This is a genomic window from Microcoleus sp. MON2_D5, from assembly GCF_036701905.1.
In the GTDB taxonomy this organism is placed as follows: domain Bacteria; phylum Cyanobacteriota; class Cyanobacteriia; order Cyanobacteriales; family Microcoleaceae; genus Microcoleus.
This window is the reverse complement of sequence record NZ_JAUBRM010000014.1, coordinates 1-13,991: the sequence shown is the minus strand read 5'-3', so window position 1 is coordinate 13,991 and position 13,991 is coordinate 1. Positions and strand designations below refer to the sequence as shown.

At 47.3% G+C, this 13,991-nt stretch carries 10 protein-coding genes; 4 read left to right on the top strand and 6 right to left on the bottom strand.

Annotation, left to right across the window (positions count from 1 at the left end; translation table 11 throughout):
* Positions 1-302 precede the first annotated feature (302 nt).
* On the bottom strand, positions 303-554 hold the full coding sequence (locus QUA47_RS07265; protein ID WP_333430238.1) for a hypothetical protein: 252 nt from the start codon (positions 552-554) through the stop codon (positions 303-305).
* A 50-nt stretch (positions 555-604) separates the two neighbouring features.
* Between QUA47_RS07265 and QUA47_RS07260 the strand changes: the two genes are divergently transcribed.
* The 4 genes from QUA47_RS07260 (at position 605) to QUA47_RS30940 (ending at position 6,447) form a co-directional block, all read left to right on the top strand.
* Entirely contained in the window at positions 605-3,436 is a 2,832-nt protein-coding gene (locus QUA47_RS07260; RefSeq protein ID WP_333430237.1) for a TonB-dependent receptor domain-containing protein, read from the top strand.
* A gap of 300 nt (positions 3,437-3,736) precedes the next feature.
* Complete coding sequence (locus QUA47_RS07255) at positions 3,737-4,882, top strand: PepSY-associated TM helix domain-containing protein (RefSeq protein WP_333430236.1); 1,146 nt, start codon at positions 3,737-3,739, stop codon at positions 4,880-4,882.
* 90 nt (positions 4,883-4,972) lie between these two features.
* Positions 4,973-6,235 (top strand): MFS transporter, encoded by a 1,263-nt coding sequence (locus tag QUA47_RS07250; protein ID WP_333430235.1) that lies wholly within the window; start codon positions 4,973-4,975, stop codon positions 6,233-6,235.
* A gap of 89 nt (positions 6,236-6,324) precedes the next feature.
* Positions 6,325-6,447, top strand: a complete 123-nt coding sequence (locus tag QUA47_RS30940) for a MerR family DNA-binding transcriptional regulator (protein ID WP_445302491.1) — start codon at positions 6,325-6,327, stop codon at positions 6,445-6,447.
* A 293-nt stretch (positions 6,448-6,740) separates the two neighbouring features.
* Here QUA47_RS30940 and QUA47_RS07245 read toward each other — a convergent pair whose 3' ends face one another.
* From QUA47_RS07245 to QUA47_RS07225, 5 genes are all read right to left on the bottom strand, one after another.
* Positions 6,741-6,974 carry a transposase family protein gene (locus tag QUA47_RS07245; RefSeq protein ID WP_333430278.1) on the bottom strand — a complete coding sequence of 78 codons (234 nt, stop codon included), beginning with the start codon at positions 6,972-6,974 and terminating at the stop codon, positions 6,741-6,743.
* Between the two features lie 830 nt (positions 6,975-7,804).
* The gene (locus QUA47_RS07240; protein ID WP_333430234.1) at positions 7,805-8,965 is read right to left on the bottom strand and encodes a PepSY-associated TM helix domain-containing protein; all 1,161 of its coding nucleotides are present in this window, start codon (positions 8,963-8,965) and stop codon (positions 7,805-7,807) included.
* Between the two features lie 7 nt (positions 8,966-8,972).
* Complete coding sequence (locus QUA47_RS07235; protein ID WP_333430233.1) at positions 8,973-11,261, bottom strand: acylase; 2,289 nt, start codon at positions 11,259-11,261, stop codon at positions 8,973-8,975.
* 2 nt (positions 11,262-11,263) lie between these two features.
* Positions 11,264-12,160, bottom strand: coding sequence for a TauD/TfdA family dioxygenase (locus QUA47_RS07230; protein ID WP_333430232.1), 897 nt, complete (start codon positions 12,158-12,160; stop codon positions 11,264-11,266).
* 166 nt (positions 12,161-12,326) lie between these two features.
* On the bottom strand, positions 12,327-13,991 hold a 1,665-nt coding region (locus tag QUA47_RS07225; protein ID WP_333430231.1), incomplete at its 5' end, for a TonB-dependent receptor domain-containing protein.

Sequence of the window (13,991 nt, the reverse complement as noted above, 5' to 3'; positions counted from 1 at the left end):
CGATTTCAGTCCGAGCCAGCTTCGATATCAGCTTCAGGGGCTTTACGGCTATCGACTTTAAGCATAGTAGGCTAGATGATATTTATTGTCAAGAGTCGTTTAGCAAATTTGTTGACTCCTATGGTTTCTTATATGACAATCTTTTCTAACTCTTGCCATAGCATTTTAGGTGATCGTTTGTCTAGCCCTGACAATAAACCATAATAGGCAAGTGGTACCTAGAGAGAGGGGTGATACCCCCTATTTTAAAATGCAATTAGTTTTCATTAGTTAACTCTTGACAGATGCAAGTCCTGTGTTATCTAATTAAGGCACTTTCTCATTAAGCGTCCAGCGACTACTTCCTTTAACCGAGGAAAATGCCCACCGTGGGCGATCGTCCAGAGCGCCACCGGACAGAGGCGTTCGCCCTCACGCGCTTCCTGCCAGACAAAGGCTGCTAGCGACGGGAGAATCGGATCGAACTGCGCCCGACAACTGGGCCGGATCTTCCGCAGGTCAGTTTCACTCCTGCCCACAAGAGCAGCAACGCTGCCACAAATCATGTTGTGCAAACAACGCAAACCACATATCCGAAGTTCTATCAATTGTTGATTCAAGACTAATGAACAGATCGCAGAAATTTTTAAGTAGCCTTGGGCTGGCAGGAGTCGTGTCGGCGTTAGTCGCTCAGTCGGCGTGCGCTTCCAACATCGCGCAGGTGACGGGCGTTCGCCTCAACCCCACGCCAGAAGGTATTGAAATCATCCTAGACACTGAAGATGGAAGACCCCTGCAAGTCTTCACCACCACCTTTGGCGAAACTTTACAAGTTGATGCCATCACCGCTCAACTGCGACTACCGGGGGGAAATGAGTTTCGTCAAGACAAACCGACTGCGGGAATTGCTTCTGTCACCGTTACTCCTTTAGATAACAACAGCATCCGAATCAGAGTCATTGGCGAGAGGGGCCAACCAGTGGCACGGGTGATTCCTAACGCTGCGGGTCTGATTCTCAGCTTACAACCCACCTCGCAGATGACTGCTCGCCCGCCTGCACCGGCTCCTACAACACAGCGACCGGGGACACCCGGAGAACCCTTGCCACCGACAGGGCAGCAGGTAGAGATACCCGCAGAACCTTTGCCACCTACAGCGCAGCCACCAGGAACGCCCGGAGAACCCTTACCGCCTACAGCGCAGCCGCCAGGAACGCCCGGAGAACCCTTACCGCCTACAGCGCAGCCGCCAGGAACACCCGGAGAACCCTTGCCGCCGACAGCGCAGCCACCAGGAACGCCCGGAGAGCCCTTACCGCCTACAGCACAGCCACCAGGAACACCGACACAGCCACCGGGAACGCCACAAGTGGGGAGAGACCCGATTGAAATTGTCGTCACTGCAACACGAACCTCAGAAAGAGTGACAAACGTGCCGCGCTCTATAACGGTGATAGACTCAGAAGAACTTCAGCGGGACACAGGGGCATCGAGAAATATCGGGGAAGCTCTGGCAAATCAGGTTCCCGGTTTCGCGCCGCCGACTCAAACTACGAGCACTTATGGTCAAACTTTGCGGGGTCGCAACGTTTCCGTTCTGATTGACGGCGTGCCGCAAACGACCAATCTTCAATCTTTTGTCAGGGATTTTAGAAACATCGATCCCAGTGCGATCGAACGCATTGAAGTAGTGCGGGGGTCTACCGCAATCTACGGCGCTCAGGCTACAGGTGGCGTGGTTAATATTATTACTCGTCGGCCAACGGAGGAAAGGCTAACTGCTGTAACTGAAGTGGGCGTCAGTAGCGCTTTAACAAACACAAGAGATGCTTTAGGTTTTAACGCTCAGCAGACAATTTCTGGCCGAAGTGGCAATTTCGATATGACGGGCACTGTGTCGCTCGCCAGAAGTGGAGCTTTTTACGATGCCAAAGGCGATCGCATTCCCTTTTTTGAACTCGGCGGAGATAGCAGCACCCTCTTCAACGTGATGGGCAAAGTCGGGGTAGATTTGGACACCGAACAGCGGCTGCAACTAACTGTCAATCACTATCGGGAAACTCAAGATCCCAATGTAATTCCAGACTTGAGTGTTGACGACCAGGAAGGACGGCAAAAAGCCCGCGCCATCCGAACCGGAAATTTGGATATCGCCGGGGAAACACCGGGAAATAGGAATACACAGCTCAACTTAAGTTACACCAACCAAAACCTTTTTGGCAGTAGCCTTCAAAGTCAAATTTACTATCGAACGCATTCCAATGTAGGTGTTCCTTCAGATTACCGCACGTCCGATTTCTTTGGGCCGTTTGTCGGCGTTACTCGTTCGCGCACCAACACCGAACAAATAGGAGGAAGGCTTGCGATCAACACTCCTTTATCGCGTGCCGAAAATCTTCGATTAACTTGGGGATCTGACTATGTTACTGAAGATAGCAGACAGCGTTTCGACCTGTACGACCCGGAGAGATTTGACGCAAGTGGCGGCCGGGTTTACCGGAAAATCTCCGAGCGTCCTTTCGTCCCTCCTTACACTTTCAACAGCCTTGGCCTTTTCGGTCAATTGGAATGGAATATTGACGATATAGTCATTCTAAGTGGTGGGATACGTCACGAACGCCTCGGGTTAAACGTCAATGATTATACCACTTTTAATGAGCGCCAGATCGAAGGAGGCGATCGCAAATTTAACGCCACCCTATTTAATACAGGGGCTGTCTATAAAATTACTGACAACTTCAACATATTTGGCAACTTTTCTCAAGGTTTCTCAGTTCCAGATTTCGGCCGCATCCTCCGCCAACCCCCCGACGATTTTGTCGGAATTGAATCTTCGTTAGAAGTAACTCAACCGCAAAAAGTCAACAGCTACGAAATTGGCATTCGAGGAGGGTGGCAATCCGTGCAAATGTCGCTTGCCGCTTTTTACAATACCTCCGATCTAGGAGTCCGTTTTACACCAGTTGGCAACACAGGCCGCCTGGAACTACAGCGCTCCCCAGAACGCATTTATGGCTTAGAAGGAACTGTGGATTGGCAACCTGGACAAGCATGGTCGCTCGGCGGGACTGCTACTTATATTCAAGGCGAATATGAGGACGAAAACAGTTACCTCGCCCTCGATAGCAGCCGAATTCCACCGCTCAAGCTAACAGCTTATGTTCAAAACGAAACTTTGCCGGGATGGAACAATCGGTTACAGTTATTATATTCTGGAAATCGCGATCGGGCATTCAAAGACGGATCGGATGGTGGACGGATTAGCAGCTATCTCACACTGGATTACATCAGCGCGGTTAAAATTGGCTCTGGGCTGCTAGAAGTCAAAGTCGAGAATTTATTGAATAATCAATATTTTCCCGTGATCTCGCAATACTCCGCTGGATTTGAATCGGACAGCTCTAATTATGCAGGGAGAGGTTTGACTCTCAGTGTTAATTACCGCCTTAACTGGTAATTACAGCAGATTGCAGGTTTATGAGGTAGATTCAATATCCCCGTAGGGACACTCCAAGAACCCATTGGTGTCAATTTAAGCTGTTAGTCCGCTAGTCCTCGCGCCCACCCGCTAGTCCGCCAGGGGTTGACACCCCTGTCTAATAGCTAAAGTCCTCTTGCATACGACTAATGAGTTGAAAAGTGTTTTTCTCAGTCCTCATAGCGAGGACTTTAGCTTTGAGACAGGGAATTCATTCCCTGTCGGACTATCGGTTTTACCTTAATGAGAACAGTTAACGGCTTTGAGAAAAATTTCGAGATGAAGTTCCGCAAACTCGCATTCAAACTGCACTTGTATTTGGGGTTGGTGGTAGGAATATTTCTAGCAGTAATTGCTTTGACAGGCAGCTTGCTGATTTTCGGGCCTGAAATCGAGCAGTTCTTCAATCCCCAACTCCTGCAAGTAATTCCTCAAGCCGAACGGATACCGCTGGAAAATGTCCTGCAGATTGTCGAAAAAGCTTATCCCCAAAATCAAGCTCTTAGTATCTTGCTGCCACGATCAGCGAAGGATGTTTGCCAAGTTTCCATGCTTTCAAAGAGTGAGGAAATAGTTAGCGTTTATGTCAATCCTTACAGTGGAAAAATTACGGGTGGGCGTCTTTGGAAAGAAACTTTTACAGGTTTTATTTTTACGTTACACGCGGAATTAGCGGGAGGAGAATTCGGTCATCTTGTGGTCGGTATTTGCGGTCTAGTAATGCTAGGACTAACTTTCACGGGCTTGGTTCTGTGGACGGGTTGGCGCAATTTGGCTCGCGGATTTTCTATTAATTGGAAAGCTCACTGGCAGCGGACTGTATTTGATTTACATAACGTTTCTGGCATTGTATCGGTCGCTTTTCTCATACTCATCTCCGCTACAGGGACAGCGATAATTTTTTACGCGCCGGTTCAATCGACGCTTTATTGGATAACGAATGAAAAGCCACAGCCCGCCTTGACTTCTCATCCCCACTCTAGCAGTTCGAGGCAAAACCTTGACGAAATCTTACACCAAGTTAATACCGTTTGGCCGGAAGCTAAAACCACTTTTATTTCTCTGCCTTTGAAGCCTGAAGCAACTTTTAAAGTACGGAAAAAAATTCCCAATGAGCCTCACCCAAACGGGGTTAGCACCATTTATCTCGACCAATATAGTGGCAAAATATTGCAGGCTGACAGTGTAAATTCAGCTTCTGTAGCCAATCGAATTCTCAACTCGCTTTATCCGCTACATATTGGCAGCTATGGCGGAATTTACTTGCGACTTGTACACGCGATCGCAGGATTAGCAGCGATTGTACTGTTTGTTACGGGCGTACTAATGTGGCGGCAGCGGCATTTGGCGAAATTTTACCGCAAGGAGGCGAGACAGCAATATGAAGAATTATCTCCACTGAGCCAGCAATGGCCTTGGTTTTAATGAGAGCGGTGTGCGGTTGGATGCGGGTGTCATTCTCCTGCCTAAAAACCCCGATTCTCTGAATTTTAAATCCTATCAATCGCTTCTTTAATGCAAAAATTTATTCAACTCTGGCTGGGACAAACTGCTTCGAGGATTGGCAGCGCTATGTCCGCGTTTGCGCTGACTATTTGGATTTGGGAGTCCACCAGTCAAGTGACGGCTTTGGCTTTGTTGATGTTTTTTACTCAATTGCCGCGTATCTTGCTCGCTCCGGTTGCTGGCATTCTCGTCGATCGCTGGAATCGAAAATTTTTGATGGGGATCGGTGATGCGGTTTCAGCTCTGTTAACGCTCACTATCCTATTACTTTATATCAGCCAAAACCTGCAAATATGGCATATATATGTAGCGGCTGCGATTAACGGAGTTTTTGACCAAATTCAGCAGTTAGCTTACTCAGCAGCCATCGCCACAATGATGCCAGAAAAGCATTATAGCCGCGCTAGCAGTTTAAGTTTTCTGGCAAGTTACGGTGCGAGTATTATTGCTCCGACGCTGGCGGGGATTCTCTATTCTGCGATCGGGTTGAGCGGGATTTTTACGATCGACCTAGCAACTTTTACAATCGCGATCGCCACGCTAGTATGTGTCAAAATACCCCAGCCCGCGATCGTCTCCAATCCCCAGCCGACTCGCCCCCACCTATTGCAAGAACTCAGCTTCGGATTCCGCTACATCGTCCAGCGTCCCAGCCTGCTTGCCTTGCTGGTGTCCTTTTCGTTATTCTGGTTCGCTCACGACATCGGCGCGGCCCTCTACTCACCGATGATACTGGCACGCACCGGCAATAATGCCAGAATCCTCGGTACTATCCTTTCAGCCGCCGGCGCCGGCGGCGTTTTAGGAGCATCGATCGTCAGTATTTGGGGCGGCCCCAAACGCCGAATCCGGGGCTTTCTGCTCGGCATGGCAGGCGCGGGCTTGAGTAAAATAGTCTTTGCTTTCGGTCAGGCGCTTTCCATCTGGATTCCCGCTCAATTTTGTTCGTCTTTCAATTTCCCCATCCTCGGCAGTTCCAACGAGGCAATCTGGCTGGCGAAAGTCGCACCAGAGGTACAGGGCCGCGTTTTTGCTACCAGAGCAGTGATCGTGCAATTGGCGTCAGCGATCGGTTTATTGATCGCAGGTCCACTTGCCGATCGCGTCTTTGAACCCGCCATGCAACCGGGAGGTTTTTTAGCAGCTATTTTTGGCGGAATTCTGGGGACAGGTGCCGGTGCTGGCATGGCTTTGTTATACGCTATCTCCGCGCTGGGCTTATTGCTCGTAGCAGTCGGTGGGTATGCTTGCGGGCTGCTGCGCGATGGCTAAAGGGGAAACGGGAAAGGGTTAAATAACTGAGAGTCAAAATCTGGACAATACCCTATTAACCTAGACAAAAGTTGTGATCTAATCAAGTTATGTCGAGTTTAAGTCCCCAAGAAGCAGCCGAGCTATTAGGTGTAACGGTCAAAACCTTACATCGAGGGGATGCTGACGGCAAAATTAAATCAACTCGTACAGTTGGTGGTCATCGTCGCTAGGATATTGCTGACTTAATTGGCAATAAAACACGCAGTGAATTGACAGTAGTTTAGGCCAGAGTATCCAGTCACGATCAAAAAGACGATCTTAAAAGACAAGTTCTAGTTTTAGAAAGCTATTAGACCTCTCCCATAATTCCAATCCCTTCCCCCGCTTGGTTTCTGGCGGACGGTTCCGGAGGGGATCGTCCGCCAGAAATCAACGCTTCAATAAGGATTTCAACGGTTTGTCAATAATAACTACCCAATTTTATGACCTAAATTTTACTATTTTTTTCAGCTTGTAGGGACTTTTATTGATACATAACTATCGCACCTATTCGCCACCGTATTAATCCACATACCACCCAAATTACTGGCTCGTAATTTTTTGGTTTTAAGCGAAATCTCTCTGCTGCTACTCTAAAGATTTTTCGTAATCTAATTAGATGCTCTACAAAGATTCTTTTTTGATCCTTTGACTTATTTTCTCTTATTTGATCTGGAGTAAGAACTCCCTCGCGAGGTTTTTTATGGGGGGTATTAATTAATGGTCGAGTGCATAAGCTTTATCCCCTTGAAATTTTTGTGATGGGTCGGCAGGACGCTCGCTGTTTTATCCAATTTTTTATATCTACCATTGCTCCGGCTTCTCCAACTACTATATCAACGATTTCTTTACCAGATGGCATGACTCTTACCTGGTTGTTTTTAGTGGGTCTTTTTTGCTGGTTCGAGTGAGTTTTTTTTCTGTTCCCGATCATCTTTCGGTCTTTCTATAGGCTGGTCGTAGCTATCTACTATTAACTCAAATTCTGTCAAAATTTCCAGTATCCATGCCAAATCAGAATCATTTTTTTTTACTTGTTCTAACAAGGAAGCAGGCAATAACTATCTCATTTTTTTAGCTAAGGTGGAAAAATATAATTAGCGGTTGATTCGCCTCGGCCAAATTGTACCCCAAGAATTTGAAAGGTTGGTAGGTGATGCAGATACACGGTTGGTCAAAATAATTGGGTCTGATATCGTTAGTTTAGGGGGGAGCCGGCTGCCAGGTTTAATGATTCCGATTTTCTGACTTTCTTCATGTCTTTTGTGGCGAGTATACAGATTTACAGATTTTCTGCATTGGTAATTAGTTCGATTATTTGGTCGTAATCTCTACCCAACAGTCTTTGAGTCTCGGATGGATGTTTCTCCATATATTCTCGGCTCTGACTCATGTTTTGTGAGGTAAAATTCCCTTATAATTTAAGAGCGAGCGGTTAACCATTTCTTTTTGGGAGATGTCTAATGGAATTGTTGCCTTCTGCGATAGCATTGTTGTCTGCACCAACAGAAACTTATACTGTTTCACTTTAATTCCGATCGATTATTTTCAAAACCAAGGCCATTCTGCCAGCGGAGAAAATTTTTGAGATTCAGCTACTGTGGCGGTAATTTGTCGGCTTGCTTCCCGCCGCTGAGCTAATCTCCACTGTCGCCTGCGCCAGAGTACCAGACCAGTGATTGATAGCAATGTCGGCGTCAACCCGATGAAAACGTAGAGGATGCGTGTTGTCAACCCGCCGAAAGCACCGATATGTATCGGGAACAACAAATTTATAATCTGGGATGCCACAGGGGCTGTAAAACCATTTTCTACCCGCAAAACTTCTCCACTGTACCGATCGAGATAGACGTTGCTGCTACCGTTGGGGTGGATCTCTCCGACCAGTTTTTTACGTACTACGAATGTCCCCTGCGGTTTGCTGGGAAAGGTAATGTAAATAGTTTTTCCGGGTAACGCCAAGTCCGCTTTTTCTAAAATAATATCTGCTGTAACTGGTGGCAAATTTGCCACCATAGTTGATGTTAATTCGGGGTTTTTTGGCGTGCCGACGATCGAGTAAATCACGCCCTTAAACTGGGTGTGAAAAATCATGGCTGTGCCGGTGGAGGCGATCGCAATCAGAAAGACACAAGATAAAATCCCCCCGACTTTGTGAAGATCGTAGTTGATTAGCTGAGGCACAGAACGCCACCGGATCGAAAAGCCGGCTACCAGCTTTTTCCAACCAGGCCACAAAATGATTCCAGTTACACTCAGCAGCAGCAACAGCAGTCCGCAGATACCAACAACTGTTTCGCCAAATTTGCCTCCCAGAAGGCTGACATGGAAGTTATAAATGAAACTCATAACAGTCCGGCCCCACTGCTGAAAACCCAGAACTTCTCCCGTGTAAGGGTTGAGATAGACGTAGGCAAAGTCGCCGCTGTTTAACAGCATTCTCGCTGTATAGACACTATCTAACGCGCGAGGTAGCTCAAGGAAATTAAGCTGCCAATCGGGATAAGCCGAGCGGATTGTATCGATCGCAAACTGTACAGATACCCGATCGCCCTGCGGGATAACTTGGAACATCTGGGGATTGAGGAAAACCTCGATCTCTTTCCAGAAAACCAATGAACTGCCAGTTAAGCTGACGATCGCTAGCAGGATTCCCACGATCACACCTACATAGCGGTGTAAAACTAATGCGATCGGGCGCAATTTCATAAGTACCTCACGGTGCATAATTGATACTTTGAACGGCTCGATCCGGTCCAGAAAACACCTCGCGTTTTGCTAAGTGAGATTCAATTTCTGTGTGCGATCGCCAAACCGGTCGCAAACCTTGACTCGCCAATAGCTGCAACTGATCGCCATCTTGCGGTGAACCAACCATCGTCGAGTTGCCGTAGCTGGTGAGTACCATTGCCCTTACTGGATTGGAAAACTCGACCGCCGCCACGTAACTATCGCCTTCAACAGCTCGAAACCGGGCGTTTTGGGTGGGAGCAAAACTGAGTACCCGAAAAATACCCAAGTTGCTAGGCCCTCCACTTGCTGGCAAATCCACAGCGCCGTCGCGCAACCGGAAAACATCTCCCCAGGGTACGTCCAGCGCTCCATAAGCAGCTTCTACCTTGCTGGCAGCAGCAGCAAGCGCCGTCACAGCAGCAACCGGATCTGCCAAACCGTCGGGCGTAGTTAGCGGAGAGTCTTCATTCCAAGGAATAGCAAACGAGATAGGGGAACCCATCTCTTGAACCCAAGCAGCAAAGAGTACCGCGCCGCGACTATCCGCGTCCGCCTTGCGATCCCAGACAGCCAGCACGTCAGCGGCACGGCGGGCTAATTTATTTTCCTGCTGCTGGGTAGCGACGATCAGATCGTCAAGCAAGCGATCTGCTAATTCCATTCGCGTTGAGTGCTTGTACTCAATCATTTCTTCAAAAGAGATGTTTTCATCTTCAATCAGCATCTTCGCAGAGTGCTGAGCTCGAAGATACATCGGGCCGCGAGACGACATATAGGGTGGGTAATCATCGGGATCTATCGCCTGCGGAAATGTTGTTGTCCAAGGTGGATCGTTCGCATTTTGCAACCAGCCACTAGGGGGATCGATCGAGCGCGGCAAATCTTGATAGGGATGAATTTTCGTCCACAGCGTACTCGATGTGTCGCCTGGGAGCGCGCCCTGCCAGTATTTAAAGTCTCCGCCTGCCCGCATCGGAACTTGACCGTTGAACAGGTGCATAATGTGTCCGTCTCTATCGGCGTACAGCACCGTGAACATGGGAATCTGCAAGGGCGCGAGCGCCGCCTCAAATTGAGTTAAATTGTGCGATCGTGCCATATTCCACCACTGCTCAAGTGCTAAGGGTCGATCGAGGCCAACAACGCGCAACGCCACAGCCTTACCCTCTTTCTGGCCAACAACCGGCCCGTAAATAGAACGTCGCACCGTCAAGGGTTCCGAGCGCCGAGAACCGCCATCCTGCTTGACTTCAACGATTTGTTGTTCTGTTTCAAAGGCTTGGATTTTACCGTCTAAGCGGTAGCCACCATCTGCCAGTGTCAGTTCGTAGGCATCCCAGCCATCATGCCGATTCACAGTGTGAGTCCAGCCGAGAGAATCATTGAAAGCAATTGTCAGCACGGGGATGCCAACCAGCGATGCCCCATAAGCGTTGATGCCTGGTGCTGTTAGCTGTGATTCAAACCAAAGAAATAAGTCCGACCAGGGGAGGTGTGGATTAGCCAGCAGCATCGCATTGCCAGTGGCTGAATGGGAAGGTGCGATCGCCCAGCCATTTGATCCGAGAATACTATCATTAATATCGTTTTCGGTTGCACCGGAATTATCTAGAGGACATGGCAGTGCCGTGTCCCTACCCGGATTAATTGTAGGAACACGGCACTGCTGTGTCCTGGCTGTGGGTAATATTAATTCCGATGTTACCGGATTTGATATAACGTCCTTGACTTCCTCAGGATTAACCACAAACGTGAAGTTCAGCACCCGCTGAGTGTGAGCAAGCAAGTCTACCCCATCAATTGGCAGCACGGCTTTAACTTCATTGTCGATCGCATCCCCATGTTCTGCGGCATAACTATTAATTCCAGCAGCAAAAGCATCGAGATAGCTGCGAAAAGTTGGATTTTGTGCATCGTACCAAGAGCGAGCGCGAATAGGAATTCCCATAGTTCGTACCCACTGATCTGATTCTAAATATTTTTCTCCCCAGTATTCTGCTGCTCTTCCTCTCGCCTGTCCGTAGAGGCGCAAAATCAGGTTGCCGTGACTTTGCATCTGTGCCCAACCAAAGGCGCGGAAAAGGCTTTTGGTATCTTTGGCATAAACATGAGGAATTCCATAAGTGTCCCAGAGGATTTCAGTACGAGTCGGAGCGGTGGCAAAACTATATTGACTTGTAAAAAAGACAAGGATCAAGCTAAGAATAAACGGTACAAGTAGGAACGACCTACTTTTAATAAAAAAAGCTGATTTTGAAACAGTGAAAGACATTTTTACCTACCCATCTTTAAAAAAAATGAAACTAAAAAATTCAGCATACTGTTGGCAAATACAATCTTACGCCGACTGTCGGAAAAAGTCTGTCTGCCGTGCAAAAATCTTGAATTGTCAATCATCACTAAATCACCCGATTGCCACGATATTGCAACCGTCAGTCTATCCATAACTTCCTTTATTTCATCAATGGCTGCATCGGGAATCGGGGAATCATCTTCAAAAATTACTTTTCTAGTTCTTTGTTCGTTGATAATACCGTTACCAAAGGAGTCGTCATTACCATACTTTGTTTTAACGACAGCAGAACAAACATAACCTAGAGTCACAGACTGCTCATCAGTGATTGTGTATTTGACACCTTCAAAACTGTTCAGCGCTTTTTTGACATCAGTTAGCGTAGCATTTTCTCCTAAAAAACGCTTCCAGTTAGCAACAGGTATATTGTGAATAAACTTGTTTTTTTTAGTCAAAAATAACTGCTTTACTTCTTCACTTAATTCTGACCAGACTTGTACGCCGTCCCCAAATAAAGTTTCGCCACCATCGGCGGCCGACACATCACAAAAAAACCAAACGGCATCGGGTCGTAAAGGAGTAGTAGCGGCTTCAGCATGAGGATCGATATATCCCATTCCTTCGTTTACAAGATGGATGGCTCCCTCGCTCGAATCTGCCCCTATTTTGACATCATCGCGAACGAATTTAGAGCTAAATTGTTCGGCAATTTTTTTAAACTGTTTCTGATGGACGGCAAATCCTCGAAAAAGAATTAGACCGCATGATTTAAACAGCTCCCTAATTTCTGCTACTGAGAGGTGAAAAATATCTGAGCAACTGTCGCCAGTCTCAACGATCTTTCCTGTACTGGTTCCCAGTGAAGCGATTTTTATCATGCGCTTTGTCCTAGAAATTTACCGTCAATTTGTAGTGAGACTTGAAGGCTTCAAAACCCTTTATGGCTTACTACAAACATTTTTTTGAGAAGGGTTTAACGAAATTTGATATAGCAGTTGGTAATTGGATAGGTACTGGTTTTAATTACCAACTACCAATTACTAATTACCAATTGAGCGTGTAGCGGACGCTAAGGCTTCTGCCTCTAGCTGCAAACCTCTCGGAATTATCAAAACCGCCGGCACGTTGAAACTGAACTGGGAAATATTGGGTGTCCAACAAGTTCTCAATGCCAATATTTAACGTACCCGGCCCGATCGCGATGCTGCCGATATAGTCCACCACCAAATAGTTATCGATGTCCGCAGGGTCAACTCCTTCATCAAAAGCCCGATCGCGATTCCCGATATAAACCAGTTGCAGTCGGTTGCGCCATCCAGGCGTAGTTTGGTGTTGAATATAAGTCGTCAGCTTCAGCGGTGAGATAATGCTGCTATTGAGAGGCAAATAGTCTCCATCTTGATTGACATCATTTTCACCTTCCTGCCAAGTTGCAGTGCCGCCGAGTTGCCATCCCCCTCCCGGCCGCCAGTCGAGAGTTCCTTCAACCCCATAGATTCGTTGCGGAGCTCGGTTAATTCCTATGGGAAAACCGCGACTGTCTAATACAAAACTTTCACCCAATTCGGAGGTATTGTAAAAACCCGAAATAGACGCATTTACTTGTTCCCAGTTGCCGCGCACCCCAATTTCGTAGTTGTCAACCCTTACCGCTTCTAATTGTTGAAAATCGCCCCCAATCGAAAATCCTGCTGGCGGACGGCGCAGGAGATTTCCAAAATCTGGTATGCTAAAACCTTGAGCAAAGTTACCAAACACATTAAATGTGTCTGTGATTTTATAGACAGCACCGGCATTAAACACGGTGTTATTAAAGTTCAACTCTCCACCTTCAATATTTGCATTGCCTGGGAAGGTAGTGTAGTCGTCAACACTGAAACCGACCCGCTGGTGGCGCAATCCGCCAGTAACTAAAAAGTTATCGCTAATATCCCATTGCAACTGAGCAAACAAACCTAGCTGGCTGAGGTCATAACGCGGTATTTCAACGCGCTCGTTAATTTTACGGTAAACTCGACCGCCGCTTTCGTCGAAAGCCACAGGATCGAAAATATCCTGCACCACTGTGTTGTACTCGCTGTTATAATCAACTCCCCACAATAATTTAGCTACTGTAAATACAGGAGTCTCAATCTGCAAGCGACCGCCCCAATTTTGATTTTCTACTTGTCCAAACGTAATATTTTCAAAAAAAGCCTCTCGAAAATCCCCTGGGAAAAAATTTAGAGTATTGTACCGATAGTAAGCTTGAGCCTGAAGGCTGCTGCCAAAAATCCGATCGTTGGTGTAGGTGAAGTTAAGGAGAGTATTTTGATCTCTTGGGGGGGTAGAGTCAATAAATTCCAGTTCTCCTACTCTCAAAGCGCGGGCTTTTTCTGTTCCGGCCGGGCGGGTATTGACGCTCAAATCGTTGATGTACTCGTTATCGACTTGGGTAGAACGGTAGTGATTGAATGTTAGTTGTAAGCGCTGTTGAGAATCTAGGTTTACTCCTGCCTTAGCTAATACATTGAAGGTAACGCTTTGATCTAAGGGGCGATCGTTAAAAATGCGATCGCCTTCAGCATCATAAAAAGTGCCGGTGCTTTCTCGTGAAAAGGAAAGGGCGTAGTTATAAGCGCCCTCTGTACCCGATAGGGAATGCGCGATGTAGTTGCCAAAACTGCCGCTTTCTAGGAAGCGTCGGTTGCCGGCTGCTGCTGTCAGACC

Bases quoted from the DNA above. Each gene is read 5' to 3' on its own strand.
- QUA47_RS07260 (WP_333430237.1), top strand. From the start codon at position 605: ATGAACAGATCGCAGAAATTTTTAAGTAGCCTTGGGCTGGCAGGAGTC.
- QUA47_RS07255 (WP_333430236.1), top strand. From the start codon at position 3,737: ATGAAGTTCCGCAAACTCGCATTCAAACTGCACTTGTATTTGGGGTTG.
- QUA47_RS07250 (WP_333430235.1), top strand. From the start codon at position 4,973: ATGCAAAAATTTATTCAACTCTGGCTGGGACAAACTGCTTCGAGGATT.
- QUA47_RS30940 (WP_445302491.1), top strand. From the start codon at position 6,325: ATGTCGAGTTTAAGTCCCCAAGAAGCAGCCGAGCTATTAGGTGTAACG.
- QUA47_RS07240 (WP_333430234.1), bottom strand. From the start codon at position 8,965: ATGAAATTGCGCCCGATCGCATTAGTTTTACACCGCTATGTAGGTGTG.
- QUA47_RS07235 (WP_333430233.1), bottom strand. From the start codon at position 11,261: ATGTCTTTCACTGTTTCAAAATCAGCTTTTTTTATTAAAAGTAGGTCG.
- QUA47_RS07230 (WP_333430232.1), bottom strand. From the start codon at position 12,160: ATGATAAAAATCGCTTCACTGGGAACCAGTACAGGAAAGATCGTTGAG.